This window comes from Paraburkholderia caffeinitolerans (assembly GCF_902859945.1).
Lineage (GTDB): Bacteria > Pseudomonadota > Gammaproteobacteria > Burkholderiales > Burkholderiaceae > Paraburkholderia > Paraburkholderia caffeinitolerans.
Genome location: NZ_CADIKL010000026.1, coordinates 65,593 through 84,178 on the forward strand (window position 1 = coordinate 65,593; position 18,586 = coordinate 84,178).

16 protein-coding genes and 1 pseudogene are annotated in these 18,586 nt (G+C 63.7%); 11 read left to right on the forward strand and 6 right to left on the reverse strand.

Going from position 1 to position 18,586, the window contains the following annotated elements; translation table 11 throughout:
- The first annotated feature begins 28 nt into the window (after window positions 1-28).
- Both modB and HV773_RS23180 read left to right on the forward strand, forming a co-directional pair.
- Window positions 29-703 carry a molybdate ABC transporter permease subunit gene (modB, locus tag HV773_RS23175; RefSeq protein ID WP_175196870.1) on the forward strand — a complete coding sequence of 225 codons (675 nt, stop codon included), beginning with the start codon at window positions 29-31 and terminating at the stop codon, window positions 701-703.
- A 5-nt stretch (window positions 704-708) separates the two neighbouring features.
- A complete protein-coding gene (locus HV773_RS23180; protein ID WP_175196871.1) occupies window positions 709-1,461 on the forward strand; it encodes an ATP-binding cassette domain-containing protein in 753 nt (250 codons plus the stop codon).
- Here HV773_RS23180 and HV773_RS23185 read toward each other — a convergent pair.
- Window positions 1,391-2,437, reverse strand: coding sequence for an acyl-CoA dehydrogenase family protein (locus HV773_RS23185; RefSeq protein ID WP_175196872.1), 1,047 nt, complete (start codon window positions 2,435-2,437; stop codon window positions 1,391-1,393). The genes HV773_RS23180 and HV773_RS23185 overlap by 71 nt on opposite strands.
- Window positions 2,438-3,280: 843 nt before the next feature.
- Between HV773_RS23185 and HV773_RS23190 the strand changes: the two genes are divergently transcribed.
- The 3 genes and pseudogenes from HV773_RS23190 to HV773_RS37555 all read left to right on the forward strand — a co-directional run bounded on the left by HV773_RS23190 (window position 3,281) and on the right by HV773_RS37555 (window position 4,407).
- The gene (locus HV773_RS23190; protein ID WP_175196873.1) at window positions 3,281-3,589 is read left to right on the forward strand and encodes a hypothetical protein; all 309 of its coding nucleotides are present in this window, start codon (window positions 3,281-3,283) and stop codon (window positions 3,587-3,589) included.
- A gap of 154 nt (window positions 3,590-3,743) precedes the next feature.
- Window positions 3,744-4,025 (forward strand): annotated as a pseudogene (locus tag HV773_RS36945) (FMN-binding negative transcriptional regulator); the annotation flags it as partial.
- Between the two features lie 46 nt (window positions 4,026-4,071).
- Window positions 4,072-4,407, forward strand: coding sequence for an ATP-binding cassette domain-containing protein (locus HV773_RS37555; RefSeq protein WP_425496244.1), 336 nt, complete (start codon window positions 4,072-4,074; stop codon window positions 4,405-4,407).
- Here the strand turns inward: HV773_RS37555 and HV773_RS23200 are convergent.
- The gene (locus tag HV773_RS23200; protein WP_175196874.1) at window positions 4,391-6,124 is read right to left on the reverse strand and encodes a flotillin family protein; all 1,734 of its coding nucleotides are present in this window, start codon (window positions 6,122-6,124) and stop codon (window positions 4,391-4,393) included. The two genes, HV773_RS37555 and HV773_RS23200, sit on opposite strands and share 17 nt — an antisense overlap.
- Before the next feature lie 74 nt (window positions 6,125-6,198).
- Window positions 6,199-6,852, reverse strand: a complete 654-nt coding sequence (locus HV773_RS23205) for a YqiJ family protein (protein WP_175196875.1) — start codon at window positions 6,850-6,852, stop codon at window positions 6,199-6,201.
- 914 nt (window positions 6,853-7,766) lie between these two features.
- Between HV773_RS23205 and HV773_RS23210 the strand changes: the two genes are divergently transcribed.
- Complete coding sequence (locus HV773_RS23210; RefSeq protein WP_175196876.1) at window positions 7,767-8,411, forward strand: FMN-binding negative transcriptional regulator; 645 nt, start codon at window positions 7,767-7,769, stop codon at window positions 8,409-8,411.
- Between the two features lie 21 nt (window positions 8,412-8,432).
- Here the strand turns inward: HV773_RS23210 and HV773_RS23215 are convergent, their stop codons facing one another.
- Both HV773_RS23215 and sbcD read right to left on the reverse strand, forming a co-directional pair.
- Window positions 8,433-11,963 carry an AAA family ATPase gene (locus HV773_RS23215; RefSeq protein WP_175196877.1) on the reverse strand — a complete coding sequence of 1,177 codons (3,531 nt, stop codon included), beginning with the start codon at window positions 11,961-11,963 and terminating at the stop codon, window positions 8,433-8,435.
- Window positions 11,960-13,222, reverse strand: coding sequence for an exonuclease subunit SbcD (gene sbcD, locus HV773_RS23220; RefSeq protein WP_175196878.1), 1,263 nt, complete (start codon window positions 13,220-13,222; stop codon window positions 11,960-11,962). Before sbcD ends, HV773_RS23215 begins: the two co-directional genes overlap by 4 nt.
- Before the next feature lie 289 nt (window positions 13,223-13,511).
- Between sbcD and HV773_RS23225 the strand changes: the two genes are divergently transcribed.
- Complete coding sequence (locus HV773_RS23225; RefSeq protein ID WP_377728751.1) at window positions 13,512-14,459, forward strand: IclR family transcriptional regulator; 948 nt, start codon at window positions 13,512-13,514, stop codon at window positions 14,457-14,459.
- A 47-nt stretch (window positions 14,460-14,506) separates the two neighbouring features.
- Here the strand turns inward: HV773_RS23225 and HV773_RS23230 are convergent, their stop codons facing one another.
- Complete coding sequence (locus HV773_RS23230; protein WP_175196880.1) at window positions 14,507-15,583, reverse strand: porin; 1,077 nt, start codon at window positions 15,581-15,583, stop codon at window positions 14,507-14,509.
- 444 nt (window positions 15,584-16,027) lie between these two features.
- On the opposite strand from HV773_RS23230, the gene HV773_RS23235 reads away from it, so the two are divergent.
- Genes HV773_RS23235 through HV773_RS23250 form a run of 4 tightly spaced genes read left to right on the forward strand, consistent with a single transcriptional unit; the run spans window position 16,028 to window position 18,554 of the window.
- Window positions 16,028-16,342, forward strand: a complete 315-nt coding sequence (locus tag HV773_RS23235; RefSeq protein WP_175196881.1) for a non-heme iron oxygenase ferredoxin subunit — start codon at window positions 16,028-16,030, stop codon at window positions 16,340-16,342.
- Between the two features lies 1 nt (window position 16,343).
- Window positions 16,344-16,655 (forward strand): recombinase-like helix-turn-helix domain-containing protein, encoded by a 312-nt coding sequence (locus HV773_RS23240; RefSeq protein WP_175196882.1) that lies wholly within the window; start codon window positions 16,344-16,346, stop codon window positions 16,653-16,655.
- Window positions 16,656-16,699: 44 nt separating this feature from the next.
- Window positions 16,700-17,785: an aromatic ring-hydroxylating dioxygenase subunit alpha gene (locus HV773_RS23245; RefSeq protein WP_175196883.1), complete on the forward strand. Its 1,086-nt coding sequence runs from the start codon at window positions 16,700-16,702 to the stop codon at window positions 17,783-17,785.
- A complete protein-coding gene (locus HV773_RS23250; RefSeq protein WP_175196884.1) occupies window positions 17,778-18,554 on the forward strand; it encodes an SDR family oxidoreductase in 777 nt (258 codons plus the stop codon). The genes HV773_RS23245 and HV773_RS23250 overlap by 8 nt, the downstream gene beginning before the upstream one ends.
- Window positions 18,555-18,586 lie beyond the last annotated feature (32 nt).

An 18,586-nucleotide genomic window follows, 5' to 3' on the forward strand; every position in this document is an offset into this window, starting at 1 on the left:
GCCCGGTGCAATTGGAGAGCGCTGCGTCATGGAGCAGACCTGGATTCCGTTGTTGCTTTCACTGAAGGTCGCCGGCTGGGCGACCGCGCTGAACGTCGTATTCGGTGTGGCGGCCGGATACGGCCTCGCGCGCTGGCGTTCCGGCGCGCGCGATCTGCTCGATTCGCTGTTGACGCTGCCGCTCGTCATGCCGCCCACCGTCCTTGGCTATTACCTGCTCGTGCTGGTCGGACGGCGCGGTGTGTTTGGCCGCTGGCTCGACAGCCTCGGCATCCAGCTCGTGTTCACGTGGCAGGGCGCGGTTCTGGCGTCGATGGTCGTGGCGTTTCCGCTGGTGCTCAAGTCGGCGCGCGCCGCGTTCGAGTCGGTCGATCCGCAGCTCGAGCGTGCCGCGCGCACGCTTGGCATTAGCGAGGCGGCCATCTTTTTTCGCGTGACGCTGCCCCTCGCCACACGCGGCATTGTCGCGGGCACGCTGCTCGCCTTTGCTCGCGCGCTGGGCGAATTTGGCGCGACGCTGATGATCGCGGGAAATCTGCCGGGACGTACGCAAACCCTTTCCGTCGCGATCTATTCGGCCGTGCAGGCCGGCGACGACAGCACGGCGAATTTCCTCGTGCTGGTCACCTCCATTACCTGCGTTGTGATTCTGGTGCTTGCCGGGCGCATCGTGCCGCAGCACTCGCTGCTCACTTCACGCTGATTGACATGGTCCTGACCGTCGCCATCCGCAAGATGCTCGAATCGGCGGGCCGCCGCTTCCTGCTTGACGTTGCATTCGAGACTCGAGCGCAGCGCGTCGTGCTATTCGGGCCTTCGGGATCGGGCAAGACAATGACCCTGCAGGCGGTCGCGGGTCTGCTGCGGCCCGACGAAGGCACGATTCGTCTCGGCGCACGCACGCTGTTCGATAGCGCCGCGGGCATCGACCTCAGAACGCAGCTACGGCACGTTGCCTATTTGTTCCAGGATTACGCGCTGTTCCCGCATCTGAACGCGCGCCAGAACATCGCATTCGGGCTGCGCAAGGGATGGCGCAACCCCGCGCGCGGCGACGCGCACCCCGATGTCGAGTACTGGCTCGACGCGCTGGATTTGCGTGGTGTGGCGGGCAGTCATCCTGTGCATCTGTCGGGCGGGCAAAAGCAGCGCGTGGCGCTCGCGCGTGCGCTCGTTTCGAAGCCCCAGTTGCTGCTGCTCGACGAACCCTTTTCAGCGCTCGATCACGCGTTGCGTGAGCGCATGCGCAGCGAACTGCTGTCATTGCAGACGCGCCTCGACATTCCCATGCTGCTTATCACGCACGATCCGGAAGACGTCGCCGCGTTCGGCGACGAGGTGGTGCGGCTCGTGGACGGGCGGGTCGAACAACAGGCCGTGCCCGCTTCATTCACGACCGCACAGACAGACCTTGCTGCGGCAGATTCGTTGAAAGCGTTCGCGAGAGCGCCAAAGGCGTAGCCGCTTCATCGAGCGCATCGAAAATCCCCGATGCATCACCGCAGCGATCGACCGCCTGGGCCCCGACAATTTCATCCCAGAAGGATTCCGAACCATATTGCAGGCGCTGCGCATGCAAGCGCCGCGTATAAAGCTGAAGATCGAACTTCGCGGCAACGCCCATTGCGCCCACCAGTGCTTGCGCGCCGTTCGCGACCAGCGGCGCCGCCCGGCTTGCGCGGGCCTTCGCAATCGCGGTGGCAAGGCGCTGCTGGCCGCTGCGATGCGCGGCGCAGCCCATCTGCGCAGCCGTGCGCGTGGCGGCAACGTGCTCGGCCATCGCGCTCAGTTGCCGCTGCACCGCTTCGAATTGCGTGGATGAATCAACAACCCGCTCGCGCCCATTCACATAGTCGACCGTGATGTCGAGCACACGCTGCATCGCGCCTGCCATCGTGGCGGCTGTCACGAGCGCGCCCAGTTCGGCGATGCCGCGCACGGGCAGCGCGTGAGCCTTGCGCGTGTCGAAGCGCACGGTGGCGTCCAGTCCGTCGCCGTGCTTCTCCACGCAGGCGGTATCGAGCGAGACGAGGTACACGCCCGCGGAAGTCTCGACCACGACCGCGTCCGCTACCTGCCCATAAGGCACGAAGGCCATGCGTTGCGTGGAGTCGGCAATCGCCAGCGCGATGGGGCCACGTGGCGCGTCCAGTTGCGCGGCGGCCAGCAGATGGCGCGCGAGCATCGTGTGCGCGGCGGGCAGCGGCACGGCGTGCTGGCCGAACGCGAACAGCACGCCCGCTGCCTCGGCGAGCGGCAAGTCAGCGCCGCCTTGCGCTTTGGGCACGAGCGCGTCCAGAAGTCCGAGTGCTTCGAGTTGCCGCCAGAGTTCGCGACCCGCGCGGCGGTTGTGCGCCGCCTCCACGCCGCGCACGAATTGCGGCGTGCAGAGGTTGGCGAGCACCGCTTGCGCCGAAGCGGTCAGCCTGTCGTCCATTTGTTGCTCCCCTGGTTTGGCGTATTCCAGCTTTTTTTACGGGAGGCTCGCGAGCGCTGCCCGGGTCCGTCCGATTCTAGGAGCGCGGTCAAGGCGAGGCAACATGAAAAAATTGGCGCAGCTGCGATTCGTACTTTGCTTCAGGCCTTCTATCGCTGCCGAGCCATTAAATTCTCGTTGATTAGCAAAGGGAAATTGCTCTTCGCCCCGTATCTTCGGGGTATACGCCGAGGCTGTCCCGATTCGCGCATCAGTTCATTTCGAAATTGGAAATGACGTCACATGTGTTGCAGTAGTTGCATATGCAATTGATCGTCGGTGTCGATGGGTGGGCCGATTGCAGATAAGGGTTTTCCCTTGTCTGTCCAGCGCGGCGGTCACCTACAGGCGCGCACCTAGGGGCAATTGCGGACTTCCCCCGAGCCGAACGCCGACTTTTCCGAAAACCAACTGTTAGCCCGGTGGCGCTCGACCGCGCTGGCGCCTGTTCGATAGTGGCAAACTCAGTGCGTCAGCGGGTTTGTCGCGCTGAGGCTACTGCTAAATGATTCGATATGCGAAATAAAACGAGACGGTAGACCCCATACAAACGCCCTCGAGGCGCTGCTTGCGCTGAAGACGGGCTGGCCCGTGTTTCCCGTTATCGCGGCGGGTGGCGTGGGCGCAGCTATTGCCTCCCTCGCATGCGCGTTGACGGTTGCTGCTGGCGGGCGCAAAACTGAGACGCACGGTCAACCTGGCCGGGCAAGCCTGGGTATCGTCACAGGAAATAAGGTTCCAGGCCGCGTTCGGTGCATTGCCGGACGAGGGGCGGCCGGATCATACGACCACGGGCGAAAAATAATGCGTTCCATCCAGCAACCACAGAAACCGAACGCCGGCAACTTGCTGCCGGCCAGCCTTGCCGACACAGAGCTCGATCACATCGAGCGCATGATCCAGTTCGTGACCCGCACGCAGGGTGCTGGTTCGCCGCGCGGGATCGACGCCGGCTACTGGAACAAGCGCTTGCGCGCGCTCGAACAGACCTATGACCTCGTGGCGACGCAGCGCCAGCGCATGGCCCGGCTGTTCGAAATGCTCGAGCGCGGCAAGCACGACAGGCAGGGCGGTACTGTCGAAACGGCGACGGCCGCCTGGTGCGCGTTGTGAGGAACGCAAGTGGTCTGTAACCTGCCGCTGGTCCCCCGAAGATGGCCTCCGCGGGCTCTACAGCCCGGGTCGGTTTGGCGCGACAATAGATAGATTATTTTCGCAAGGCGCGCGGCCAGTCTACCGCTAGCGCTCACCCACCCGTGGCGCCGCCATTTACGTCCCAGCCCATTTCGACGAGTCCCGCACCGATGTCCTGCACGCGCTCATCGCGCAGCATCCGTTCGGCGCGCTCGTCACGCACGGCGCAAACGGTCTGGACGCCAATCACATTCCGTTCGAACTCCTTGTCAATGAAGGCGCGCTTGGCACGCTGCACGCGCACGGGCGCATCCGCATCCGCGACGACGACAAATTCGTGCGCAGCGTGGTGGCGCGCCTCACACGCACCCACGAGGCGAACGAGGCCCAGCCTTGGCAAATGGGCGACGCGCCGCGCCGGGGCCGCCCGGCAGATCGAGGAGGTCTACACGCTCTTTCCGCTGCTCAAAGAGCGCCGCGCGCTGCCGGCGGGCACACTCTCGGGCGGCCAGGCGCAGATGCTCGTGCTTGGGCGCGGCCTGATGTCCGCGCCGCAACTGATGCTGATCGACGAGCCGTCGCTCGGGCTAGCGCCCGTGATGGTGCAGGAGGTGTTCGCGATTCTCGAACGGCTGAAGGCGGTGGGCTGCACGATAGGTACTTTGCGCACCAAGCATGTATCTGTTGCTGCGCGCACAGATCCTGCGCATGTTCAAGGTCAGGAAAGCCGACGAATTCTAATCGACTTCCTGAGCTTCAAGGCCGCTTGGGAACATCACTTCAAGCCGCGCCGTTGATCGCGGGGGATTCGCCCGGGACATGGGAGAGCGTCTCTTTCAGCACCGGCTGCGGCGCTTCGGTTGCGTGAGAGACGGGTGAGGCCGTTGGCATGCCGGGCAGCATCGACTGTAGCGATTCACCGGATAAACCGATTTCCTTGAGCAGCGAATCGACGAGCGGAGCGTGTGCCCGATACGACAGCGCAGCCGACATCGCTTGCTCGGCGAGATTGCCGCCGCCGTTGGCAACGCCCGCGCCCGCAAAGCCATCGGTTGACGAACCGCCTTGACGGTTCAGCCCGTCGACTTGAATGATCTTGATGCCGTCGATCGACTTCATCGGCTCGACTGTTTGTTCGATGATCGCCGGCAGTGACTGCAACAAGGCCAGCTTGAACTTCAGGCTTGTCTGGTCCGACGAGAGCGTATTGATTGCATCGTTCAGCGCGCGCTGTGCTTCGGCTTCGGCTAGCCCCTTCTTGCGTTGCGCTTCTGCCAGTTCAACGATCGCGGTGGCCTGCATCTGTGCCGCTTCGCGTTCAGCTCGCGCCTTGGTCGTAACATGCACGGCATTCGTTTCGGCTTCCTGCGCCGCTTCGATCAGCGCGACCTGCTTGGCGCGGTCGGCCTCGGCCGTGCGGCGCGTCGTTTCGACGAGCTGCTCCGCCTTCACTGCCTCGGCAAGGGATTCGTTCGCGCGTGCCTGGGCCTGAGACTGCGCCTCGGACTTTTGCGCGATGATGATCGCCTTTTCCTGCTCTGCGATCTGTGTGACCTTGGCTTGCTCGATTTCCTTCACGCGCACTTCGCGCTCGGCTTCCACCTTGCGCGAACGCACCACCTGCTCCCGGTCGATTTCCGATTCCTGCACCTGACGTTCCGCGACAATGCGGCTTTGCTCGGCTTCCTGATGGCGCTCCGCCTCGAACGCGGTAATGCGCGCGTTCTGCTCCGCTGTGCGCGTCTTCACCTGCTGTTCCTGTTCGAGCTTCATGAACGCTTCCTGCTGCTCGATCTCAAGCCGCTTGGCGAGCGCGTCGCGGTTTTTCTCACGCACGGAAACTTCGGTATCCTGCTCGACCTCGTTGCGCTCCTTGCGGCGGCGCTCCGTTTCCTGGGTGAGCTTCGTGAGGCCCTCCGCGTCGAACGCATTGTTCGGGTCGAAATACTCCTTGGAGGTCTGATTGAAGTTCGTGAGCGAAACGCTTTCCAGCTCCAGCCCGTTCTTGGTCAGATCTTCCGCGACCGTGTTCTGCACGCCTTGTACGAACTTCTCCCGCGCATCCTGCAGATCCTGCATCGTCATTTGCGCGGCGGTCGATCGCAACGCATCCACGAACTTGTCGTCGACGAGCGCGCGCAGATTTTCGGGCGCCAGTGTGCGCTGGCCGAGCGTTTGCGCGGCGGTCGAAACGCCTTCCGCAGTGGGCTTGACGCGCACGAAGAACGCCACCACGACATCGACGCGCATACGGTCTTTCGTGATCAGGCTGTCACGCGAGGCGCGGCTGACCTCGAGCTTGAGCGTGTTCATGTTGATCGGAATAACCTCGTGAAACACTGGCAGCACCACGGCGCCGCCGCTCATGATGACCCGCTGGCCGCCTAACCCCGTGCGGACAAACGCGCGCTCGGCCGATGCGCGCACATAGAGACGCGCGAAGATCAGTCCGATCAGGCACAGCCCAACGACCACCGCCAGTGCGATGGCCCCACAGAATATGATCGTGTCCATTGCTTTATTCGACTCTCAACGTAAATGACGACAACAAAATCCGGCGGGTAGGACGCCGGGTGTAGTTTCGCGCTTCAGAGCTCATGGCGTGGACTCTTGATGGCGCGATACAGGGATCCCGAGACGCGGGTGACAATCAATACCGTTTGCCCGCGTACGAATATTTGTCCGGCGTCGTCCGGCTCGATCCGGACATAGTGCGCCTGACCGAATTCATCGACGAAACGCGCCTCGGCCGGGTTGCCTTGCGACGCTTCTCCCGTCACGACCCGCACCGCTCTGCCGATGAAGTCGATTTCCGATAGCGCACTCGATTCTTCCTGCGGCACGAGACGGCCGATTGGCTTGCCCGCCTTGCGCACGAATAGCAGCGAGAGGGGCAACGCCAGGCAGGCGGCTATCGAAGGCGGCAGCATGAAGTGGAACAGCGCTTGCATGATCGATTGCAGCAATAGGCCGCTAACAGCGAATCCCGTGAGGAAGAGAACGAGCAGGATCAGAAACGGCACCCGGCCGATATGCAACCAGCCGAGGAACTGCGCGGCGAGCCCCGTTTCGGCGCCGGTTCCGGTGGAATCGATTTCGAAGTGGTGCGCAATCAAATTGCCTGCGTGCCCGGTGGCGCTGAAACCGAACAACAGCGTCAGGCCTTCCAGCGCACCGACCATAATCATTATTCCGATTGCCGCGATGAATGGCGCGTACCCCGGTTGAAGCAGTGAAATCATGGGCCGTTTTTTTTGTTTAAAGTAGTTGGTTTCGAGATTGTATCGAATTGATGGCTGGCGCTGGGTTCGGGAGTTTATCAGTTTTATTAAATGAATTTGTCAAGAAGCAACAATATTTGTTGCGCATAAGTGATTCATTGAGTTTTCAGGATAAATTATGCGCAGGTAATATATTTTTTATTTGAACTAGAATTCACAGCCATAACGTACAGATGATAATTACAGTAGCGACGATTATGCCCAACATCCTGAACGGCCAAACGATCCAGTCCCGAAGCCGGTAGAACAATGAATCACGCTCGGGGCGTACGTTGCGGTTTCGAAGATCGAATGCCATATACGGTTGGCTCTGGGTTTTGACTAGAACGCCCTTGTCTGAAACTCGATCGTCCATCGTGCGAGTGAGAATGCCTCCGTTGCGCCTGTGGAAGCCGCACACGGTGCTAGATGGTTGTCGATACCGGGGTGGCACCGCCTCGCGCGAAGAGATTGAACGCTATCGGTACCTCGTAGTGTATGGTCATCGTAGTAATCGTTTTCACCACGCTTCGAAAAATAGGATTTCTCTTAGAGTGGGAATGGCTGCGAACGTCATTCGCAGGCTATAAAGGAACTGAGCGATTGAGAATTACCTTTACGCCTTGTGCCATCAAAAATCACGTTGTGTCAACAGATCATAAACTCCGAATCTACTCAAAATCGAATTTATCTAATTGGGCGCACCCAAAAGAATCAGGCGTCTCGTTTGGGCGAGAAGGCACCAGGGCGAAATCCTCTGTTTACCAGGCTGGTTCCTCATGATTTTCCCGCGCTGGCTCTACAGCCCGGACCGGTTTGGCGCGACAATGGACAGATTATTCTCGCAGGGCGCGCGGCTAGTCCACCGTTAGCGCCCACCCACCCGTGGAGCCGCCATGTACGTCCCAGCCCATTTCGACGAGTCCCGCACCGATGTCCTGCATGCGCTCATCGTGCAACATCCGTTCGGCACGCTCGTCACGCACGGCACAAACGGCCTGGACGCCAATCACATTCCGTTCGAACTCCTTGCCAATGAAGGCGCGCTTGGCACGCTGCACGCGCACGTCGCGCGCGCAAACCCGCTCTGGCAAGCAGTGGCCGACGGCGACGAAGTGCTCGCCATCTTCCGCGCGGGCGACGCTTACGTTTCGCCCACCTGGTACCCGAGCAAGCACGAAACGCACCGCCAGGTGCCCACCTGGAATTACGTCGTGGTGCACGCGCACGGGCGCATCCGCATTCGCGACGACGACAAATTCGTGCGCGGCGTGGTCGCGCGCCTCACACGCACCCACGAGGCCAACGAGGCCCAGCCCTGGAAAATGGGCGACGCGCCGCCGGAGTATCTCGACACCATGCTCAAGGCGATTGTGGGCCTGGAGATCGAAATCACGCGCCTCGTGGGCAAGCGCAAGCTCGGCCAGAACAAGGAGGCGCGCGACATACACGGCGCGGGCGATGCGCTTGTGGCGCGCGGCCACGACGACCTGGGCCTGCAGATGCTCGAAATTGCGGCGCGCAAAGCCGAGCAAGGCTGAAGCGCGCCGTGTGAACCGGCCTTAGCGCGCGTGGATCGTCAGCCGCGAATGGCCGATTCCGCCGCCTTTCTCCACGCGGATCTGCGTGGCGATGCGCTCCTTGAGGCTGTCGACGTGGCTGATCACGCCGATCATCTTGCCGCTCGCGTTGAGCGTGTCGAGCGCATCGAGCGCGATTTCCAGCGTATCGCCGTCGAGCGTGCCGAAGCCCTCGTCGAGGAACAGCGAATCGATCGAGGTCTTGTGGCTCACCAGATCCGAAAGCGCGAGGGCCAGCGCCAGGCTCACGAGGAAGCTCTCGCCGCCCGAGAGCGTGCGCGTGTCGCGCGTGGCATCGGCCTGCCAGCCGTCGACAATCTCCAGTTCGAGTTCGCCCGTGGACTTGCGGCGCAGCAGATAGCGCGCGTGCAGCCGGTCGAGATGGCGGTTCGCGAGCGCGAGCAGATGGTCGAGCGTGAGCCCCTGCGCAAAGCGGCGGAACTTGTCGCCCTTCGCGGAGCCGATTAGCGCGTCGAGCCGTTGCCAGAGATCGGCGTCATGGGTTTGCGCTTCGATCCGCTCGAACAGCGCGCGCTGGCTTTCGCGCTGCTGGGCGTCGCGCGCGAGCAGCCCGCGCTGTTCGCCCAGCCGCTCGGTGAGCGCGGCGCTTTCCTTCTCCACCGTTTCGAGTTGTGCGTCCAGTGCGTCGGCGCTTGCCTCGGTGAGGGCTTGCGTTTGCAGGCGCGTGAGCCGTTCGCGCACGCCTTGCAGCAGCGCGCCAGCTGTCTGGTGTTCCTGCTCGCGTTGCTGCTTGAGCGTCTGAAGCTGCTTGCGCGTCTCGGCCGGCAACAGCGCGGCGAGTAATGCGGTCTGATCGGCAAACGGGCTGTTGGCGAGCGCCGCTTGCCAGGTTTGCGTGGCTTCGTCGAGCGCCGTGCGCTGCTGCGCGAGCGTGCGTTCGAGATGCGCGAGCTGGCCGTCGAGCGTGGCCAGTTCGCGCGTGAGCGCATCGGCACGCGCCACGCCGGCTTCGAACGTTTCCGGCGAGGCGTCTTCATTGCCATCGTCTTCGTTATCGAAGTCGTCAAATAGGGACCCCGTTTGCTGGCCGCGTGCTGAATCGTTTGATACGGATGCCGAAATTTCTACACCGATGGTCTTGCAGCGCTCGCGCCATGCCTGGACTTGCGCCTGCGCGGCGTCGCATTGCACGCGCTGGCGCACGACCGCCTGTTCGAGCGCTTGCAGGCGGCGCTGGGTGTCTTGCCACGTGCGCCATTCGGCGTCGCGCGCTTGCAACCACGAGGCGCTGTCTTCGGGGACGGCATCGAGCGCATAGCCGCCCGCGCGCACCGCTTCGAGCAAGGCGCTGGCCTCGCGGTCGAGATCGGCTTGCAGCGTGTCGCGTTCCATTGCGATCTCGGCAAGCCGCTCCTGCATGGCGTTGATCGACTGATCCAGCAATGCAGCATGAGCGCGCGCGGCCTGCAATGCGTCGGAGCAACGGTTGTGTGCCTCGCGTGCGTGGGCGAGCGCTTCCTCGGCCTGCTCGGCGGCGTCCAGGTGCTGCTTGATCTGCAGCGCGGTTTGCCCGGCCGCTTCGCGCGCCGCAGCGATGTCCTCTGCACCTCGCCAGCCCGTCTCGCCGATGGTGGGTTCAGCGGGGAGCATCGCGACGATAGCCTCCCATTCTTCGCGGCCCTGAACGACGCGCGTGGCGAGCCGTTCGTGCTGCGCCCGTTGTTGCGCCTGGGTGGCGCGCAAGGCCGACAGAGCCTCCACAGCTTCGCGCAGACGCCGCTCCGATGCCTGCAGTTCCGCGCGAATAGCCTGCAACGCAGTTTGCGTCGCCGATACATCGAGTGCGCTGTACGCTTCGATTGCCGGGTGTTCGTGCGAGCCACAGAGCGGGCAGGCTTCGCCAGGCCGCAACTGCTCGCGGTGCTGCGCGAGGCTGCGAATGACTTGTTCCTGTTCTAGCAGCTTCTGTTTGTCGGCCTCGCGAGCCTGGCATTGCGCATGCGTTTGCTGCAGCGCCTTGAGCCCAGCGTCTTGCGCGACGATCTCTTGCTCCACGCGCGCCAGATTGGACGCGAGCGCGCGCTCTTCGTCGGCGAGCGCACGGCGGCGTTCCGCCACGGCTTCCAGTTGCTGCCAGCGGGTGAATGTTGCTTGTCCCGCTTGCCATGCGTCGCGCAGTTGCGCGAGCGTCTGGCCAGCAAGCCGCTGTTCCTGCGCGGCGAGCAGGTTTTTCAGCGCTGCGTCGGATTCAACCTTGGCGCGCTCGGCGGCGGTGAGCGTCGCGGCATGCTTTTCGCGCTGCGCGCTCTGCTCGCCCTGTTGCCGCTCCAAATCGGCGCGCGCCTTTTCACGCGCGGCAACGTCGGCCTGCATGCGCCGGCGCTGGTCGAATTGTTGACGCCACGCGCCAATCCGTTCGCCAAGCTGCGCGAGATTTTCGTTGGCGCGGCAAAAAGCATCGAGTTGCTGCTTCTGCGCATCGAGCGTATCGAGCTGCGCTTGCGCGCCGCGCGCGAGGCTCGCAGCAAGCGCCGCGGTCTTGCCGTACTCGCGCCGTTGCGCGGTGAGTTTCTCCGTGCGTTCACGGCGCAATGCAACGAGGTCCGCGCTCGATTGCCGGCATGCTGTTTCCGCTTGCTGCATGCCTTGAAACGCGGGGCGCAGCGCTTCTGCCGGCTCACTGGCCGCAAGCCGCGCGAGTTCGGGCGCGGCGGCTGCAAGTGAGCCTGCTGCCGTGGCCAGGCGCGTCTGCGCCGACTGCGCATCGGTCTCGGCCTGCGCGAGTTCGCGACGCCATTGGCGCTGCGCATGCAGCGATTTCGTCTGCGTGGCGAGCGCGTTTACCTGTCCCGTGAGCGTGCCGATTTCTTGTTCCATCGCCGCGCGCTGCTCGGCGCTCAGCAGGTCCATGCCTTCCGCTTTCGCGCGCAACTGCTTGAGCGCGTCGCGCGCCTCGCCCGCGCGCTCGAATACCTTGCGCGAGATTTCACCGTAGATCTCGGTGCCGGTAAGCTCTTCGAGCAATTCCGCGCGGTCGTTCGCGGTGGCGTTGAGAAACACCGCAAAGCCACCTTGCGCGAGCAGCATCGAGCGCGTGAAGCGCGGAAAATCGAGGCGCGTGATTTCCGTCACGCGCTTGAGCTTCTCGTTGATGTGAGTCGTGAGGATCGTGTCGCCGCCTTCGCCGCTGGGCGACACGCTCGCCAGTTCCACGCGCGGCGCCTGCAAGGCGCCGTCGACCTTGTCGCGCGCGCGGCGCTGGCTCCAGAACGCGCGGTACACGCCGCCCTTGACTTCGAAGACCACTTCCGCGAGGCAGTCCGCGGTATGGCGCGTCATGATCTCGTTCGCCGATGCGGACACCGTCTTCAAGCGCGGCGTCTCGTGATAGAGCGCGAGGCAGATCGCGTCGAGCAGCGTGGACTTGCCGGCCCCCGTGGGCCCGGTGATGGCGAAGAGACCGTTATCGGCGAACGGCGGCTGGGTGAAGTCGATATGCCACTCGCCCTTGAGCGAGTTCAGGTTCTTCAGGCGCAGGCTGCGGATCTTCATGCCTCGCCCTCCTCAGTGGCAGCGAGCACGCTCTTGTATCGCTCGGTGAGTGCGGTGCGTACGTCGTCTTCCAGCGTTTCGTGTGCGAGACGCCGCTCGAACACGTCGAGCGGATCGAGCTCGTCGAGCGTAACGCCCGCGTCGCCCGACAACTGCGCCACGGCGTTGCCGCGCTCGCGGCGAATACGCAGCACTTCGAGCGGCAGGCCTTCGGTCATCGTCTGAATGCGCGCGGGCAGGTCGACCAGATAGTCGTCGTCGGCCACCGTCACTTCGAGCCAGACGGGCCGCTCCGGCGTGGCGTCGCTCGCGGCATGAGCAACTCGCGCGACCTGAGCAAACGCGCCGGGCAGCGACTTCAGGTTGCCGCGCAGCGCGACCAGCGGCTGAAACACCGGCACCGGCACGGGCGTGACGGCTTCGAGGCCCGCCTCGCCCAGATCGACGAGCAAGACTTCCTTTTGCTGCGCGGCTTCGTCGAAGCTCAGCGCGATGGGCGAACCGCTGTAGCGGATATGCTCGAGCCCGCCCACCTTCTGCGGCCGGTGGATATGCCCGAGCGCGAGATAGTCCACGCTCGGAAAAGCGCTGGTGGGGAACGCATCGAGCGCGCCCACGTAGATCTCGCGCACCGATTCGCTCGCACTCGCGCCCACCGTGGTGAGATGGCCCGTGGCGATGAGCGGCACATGGCGGCCAAGCTGCGCGCTCAATTGTTGGCGCGTGCTCTCCGCTTCCGCGTGGACGGCCTGATAGTAAGCCTGGATCGCGAGTTGCAGCGATTGCTGCTTTTGCTCGGCGCTCTGACCATATTCGCTCTGCATGACGTCGCGCGCGCGAATGAATGGCACCGCGCAGACCACGCAGCCGGGCGTCGAGCCCGCACTGCCGACCCCACGTTGCGGCAACACGCGCACCTGGTTCGCGGGCGCGTCGGCGGCTGGAACCACGCGTGCCGAAAGCTGCTCCAGCAACGCGCTGCTTTCGCGCAGCGTCGCCACCGAATCGTGATTGCCGCCGAGCAGCAGCAGCGCCACGCCGGCCGCGTGCAGGCGCACGACAAGCTGGCTATAGAGTTCGCGCGCGTAGCTCGGGGGCGTGCCGGTGTCGAAGATGTCGCCGGCAATCAGGACCGCATCGACAGCGTGCGCGTCGACTTGGGCTATCAGCCAGTCGATGAGTTGCTGGTGCTCGGCCTGACGGCTCTTGCCCATGAAGTTCTGGCCCAGATGCCAGTCTGAGGTGTGAAGGAGGCGCATGCGGGGGGCGGATTTCGTTGGAGAGGCGGCCCGCGCGGTGCGGCTCGAAGCGGGCGCAAGTGGGCAATTGTAGTGCAGGCGCCACACTGGAGTTCGACGGGGAGGCATCAGAACCCGATGGCGTGACGGCTGAGCGGGGAGCGCTTCGCGCTATCATTGCTTCCATTACCGAATGCTTGAAGCGGGTTCGCCGGAAGCCACTCGATTCAAGCCGATTATTCAGCCGATCCAAGCCACCATGGCCACAAAGAAAACGACTGGCAAGCGCACCGCGCTGCCACCCGAGGAGATGGGCGCCGAAGCCGATGCCGCCGATGCGGACATCAATGCGGGCAACAGCGCGGACGCGAATGCCGATGCAGAAGGCGCGGCGTCCACCTATCTCGTGCCGGGCCTCGAGCGCGGACTGCGCATCCTCGCCGAATTCTCGGCGCGCGAACCCGTGCTGGGCGCGCCCGAACTGTCACGGCGCATCGGCATTCCGCGCACGACCACGTTTCGTCTCTTGCAGACGCTCGAAGCGCTGGGTTTCATCGAACGCGCCCACGGCGACCGCGAGTACCGGCTGAGCGTGGCGGTGCTGCGCCTGGGCTTCGAATATCTGAGCTCGCTCGAACTCACCGACTTCGGCACGCCGGTGCTGGAGCGCCTGCGCGACGCGACCGGCCTGAGCACCCATCTGCTGATACGCGACCAGCGCGACGTGGTGTTCGTGGCCAAGGCGCAAACGCGCGAGCCGATGTTCAGCTCGGTGAAGGTTCATGTGGGCACGCGCCTGCCCGCGCATGCAACCGTGCACGGCCAGGTGCTGATGGGCGATCTCACGCTAGCCGATTTGCGCGCGCTCTATCCCGAGAAGCAGCTCGAACGCTATACGGACCTCACGCCCGCGAGCGTGGCCGATTTGCACGCGCGCGTACGCGAGTTCGCACAGCAGGGCTATGCGGTGAGCGAAGCCTCGTTCGAGACCGGCATCTCTGTTGTGACCGCGCCGGTGCGCGACCAGTCGGGCCGTATCGTGGCCGCGCTCACGGCGACCGTGCCGCGCTCGGACATTGGCGAGGCCGAGCGCGTGCCGCTAGTGGCCGCGGTGTGCGCGGCTGCCCTGGATTTGTCGACGCGGCTCAACTACCGGCCCGCGCCCGGCGACCCCACCGCAGCCCAGGCCGCTCGGGCGGTTCAGGCCGCTCAGGCGCTAGCCGCCGCCGCGCGCAGCCGGGGCGTTCACGCGCCCTGATGGGGTTTGGCGCGCGCGTTGCGCGCCAACGCCCGGCCATCAGAACATCAGAACGAATGGTGGATGCCGGCGAGCACGATGGCCTGATTGCGCCCGCTCGATACGCCCGCGGTGAAGAAGGCGGCGTTCGCCTCCGAGTTGGCGCGCTCGTAGAGCGCGTTCACATAAACCTGCGTGCGCTTCGAAAGCGAGTACACGTCGCCGATCATCACCTGAGTCCAGCGGCGGCCGTCCAGCGTGGAGGTGGCCGCGCCGCCCACGACGCTATTGAATGCCGTGAACTGGTAGTTCGCGCCGGCGTCGTAGCTCTGGAAGGTGTCCGAGTGGCCGTTGGATTCCAGCTTCGTGCGCGTATAGAGACCGTGCACGAGCAGTTTGCCGAACGAATACGACGCGCCGGCGCCCATGTTCTCCACCTTGTCGGCCATATACGTGGCCGAAGGCTGGCCCTGGAAGGTCGGGACGATGCCCGTGGTGGCTATCGCCACCGAGCGGTCGTGCTCGTTGGACCACGTGGCGCCGGCCTTGAACGGACCATTCGCATAACTAAGCGAAAAGCCCATCGTGCGGCCGGTCGAGAAGTTCGTAGTGTTGCCGAAGCCCAACATCGCACCCGCCGAGAAACCGTACCAGGTGGGTGAGCGGTATTTCACTGAGTTGTCGTAAGGCACCACGCCGGTATCCGCGAGCTCGTCGATATTGCCCGGATGGAAGGCATACCAGCTCTGCCCCAGATACGCCGTGCTGAACGGGTCGAGCACGTCGAATGAGAACGGCGTTTGATGGCCGAGCGTGAGCGAACCGAACTTGTCCGAGGTAAGACCCACGAACGCCTGGCGGTTGAACAGCGTGTTGGCTTTCGCCATCGCGCCCGTGTTCGTATAGAAGCCGTTTTCCAACTGGAAGATCGCCTTGAGGCCGCTGCCCAGATCTTCCTGGCCGCGCAGGCCCCAGCGGTCGGGCTGCGTGTTGCCCTGTTCCATCATCCACTTCGACTGGCCGCCCACGTTGCTGATGTAGGCCACGCCCGCATCCAGACTGCCATATAGCGTGACGCTGCTTTGCGCCCATGCGGACGAGACGGCGCAGATGCCTGTTAACCCCGCGGCAATGAAGTGTTTCAAGTTTGGACTCCTGATCGTATGACGAAAAGCCGGGTTGATCGTCCGGCAGACCCAATTTCCTCGAGCGGATGCGGTGTGCTTTTAGAGCCGTCCCGCATGCTTTGTTATTTGTTCCGCCTATGGATAAATGTGCTGTGGGTGGAACGTTTCGGAAAGTATAGTGACTCTGACGCGACATCAAAATACTTTTTTGGGACCGTAGTTCCCCCAGGTGCGGCCAGCCGAAGATCAGTCGAATACGCGCGTAAGTGCCCGCACTGTAAGCGTTTTGCCAGCCGGAGCGGGCTGCGGAACGGCGTCGCTCATGTCCCTTTCAGGGATGCGCTCGGTGTTTTCCCCAGGCGCATCGATTTTCTGTTTTCTCTCGCCGAGAACGGTCCTATACTTTCCATACATAAACCAACGTTCCGTATGTGGAACACGGTGGATCGGGAAAGGTGAGAAATGGCTGAAGAATGGCGTTGCGCCGGACATGCCGGCGATCTGTCCGAAGACGCGCCGCTCGAGTACAAGCTCGACGACACGGAAATCGGCATCTACAAGGTGGGCGACGCGCTTTACGCGCTCGAAAACGTCTGCCCTCATGCATACGCGTTGCTGACGCAGGGCTTCGTCGATGGTGACACCGTCGAATGTCCGCTGCACGAAGCCGTGTTCCATATCCCAACCGGGAAGTGCCTCAAGGAGCCGGGCGGCCGCGATCTGAAGACGTACGCGGTGCGACTCGCCGGCGAAGAAATCCAGATCAAGGTGGAATGACATGCGAGAAGTCCCCGTGAAATTCAATCCGTGGCTCAAGCCCTGGCTCGCGCCGCAACCGAACAACGTCGCCGGCAAGGGTGTGATCGAGCAGCCGGGCAAGACCGAAAACATGGTCTGGCAAACGCGCAAGGCGGAGCCCACGCAATACGAGAACGATTTCGGCGACGCACTCGAACAGGTGTTCGAAGCGGGCGCCGCCGAACTCGATGAAGTGGTTGCGGGCCTGAACCGCATCGGTTTTCGCACGCCTGAAGGCGCTGTATGGAACGCCGAGCGCCTCGCCGCCGAATTCCGCCTGCTGGCCGAATGAGCCAGCGCCCGGAAACACGGACACACTGAACACGGAGACCCCACATGACGTCCCCCACGCCTGAAGCCGCCGGCGGCGCCGACCCGATTCGCGCCTATCTCGACCGCGGCATCAAGAATTACTGGTATCCCGTTGCGCCTGGCTGGCAAGTGGGCAACGCGCCTATCGGCATCACGCGGCTTGGCGAGCAGATCGTGCTGTGGCGCGATCAGGATGGCTCGGTCCACGCACTCGAAGACCGCTGCCCGCACCGCGGCGCGCGCCTCTCGCTCGGCTGGAACCTCGGCAACCGCGTAGCGTGCTGGTATCACGGCGTTGAAGTCGATGGCAGCGGCACCGTGCAGAACGTGCCCGCTGTTTCGGCCTGCCCGCTCGAAGGCACGAAGTGCGTGAAGTCGTATCCGGCGCAAGAGCATGCCGGCGCGGTCTTCCTGTGGTTCGGCGACGAAGCGCACAAGGAACCGGCTCCGCTGCAATTGCCCGAAGAGCTGGTTGGTGAGGAATACGCTAGCTTCCTCTGCATGTCGAACTGGAAGTGCAATTACCAGTACGCGATAGACAACGTGATGGACCCGATGCACGGCGCGTATCTGCACGCGACTTCGCATTCGATGGCCGAAGGCGACAAGCAGGCCGACATGCGCGTGCGCAAGACCGAGTCGGGCCTGATGTTCGAAAAAGTCGGCCAGCGCGATGTGAACTTCGACTGGGTCGAACTGGGCGAAACCGGCTGCCTGTGGATGCGCCTCGCGATTCCGTACAAGAAGAAGTTCGGGCCGGGCGGCAACTTCGGCATCATCGGCTTCGCGGTGCCGGTCGACGGCGACAACTGCCAGGTCTACTTCTGGCGCACGCGCAAGGTGCAGGGCTGGCAGCGCGACGCATGGCGTTTCCTCTATCGCAACCGTCTCGAAGGTCTGCACTGGGACGTGCTCGAACAAGACCGCTACGTGCTGGAAAGCATGGCGCCTAACGCGCGCGAACACGAATTCCTTTATCAGCACGACGTGGGCATGACGCGCGTGCGCCGGATGCTGCGCCAGCGCGCCCAGCAGCACTTCGCCGAACTCGATGCGCTGCGCGCCCAGCAAGCCAGCGCCGCGCAAGAAGCAGGGCATAGCCATGCATGACGCCACGCTTGCGGCGCAAGCCTCGCTCGTCGGCCGCCGTGTGATCGTCACGGGCGGAGCACGTGGCCTGGGCGCGGCGTTTGTCACCGCGCTAGTTCAAGCCGGCGCACGCGTGACCTTCGGCGACGTACTGCACGAAGCAGGCGAGGCGCTCGCGAAGTCGCTCGCAGCCGACGGCCATGACGCGGCGTTCGCGCCGCTCGACCTCGCGCAACCCGAAAGCATTACGGCATTCGTCGATGGCGCCGCGCAGCGCATGGGCGGCGTGGACGCGCTCATCAACAACGCGGCCATCACGAACTCGGGCGGCAAGTTTGCGGACGAGATCAGCGTGGCCACTTGGGACGCTGTGATGGACGTGAACGTGCGCGGCACCTGGCTCATGTGCGCGGCGGCGCAGCGCTGGCTGCGCGAGTCGGGCCGCGGCGCCATCGTCAATATCGCTTCGGATACCGCACTATGGGGCGCGCCGAAGCTGCTCGCCTACGTCGCGAGCAAGGGCGCCGTGATTGCGATGACGCACTCGCTCGCGCGCGAATTCGGCGCGGACGGCGTCACCGTCAACGCCATTGCGCCGGGTTTGACTGAAGTGGAGGCCACGGCCTACGTGCCGGCCGAACGCCACGCGTACTACCTCGAAGGGCGCGCGTTGCAGCGCGCCCAGGTGCCGGAGGACGTCTCGGGCCCGGTGTTGTTCCTGTTGTCCGACGCGGCGCGATTCGTGACCGGACAACTGCTGCCGGTGAACGGCGGCTTCGTGATGAATTGAATACGTCGATTATGAGTTTGCAGGAATCCAAG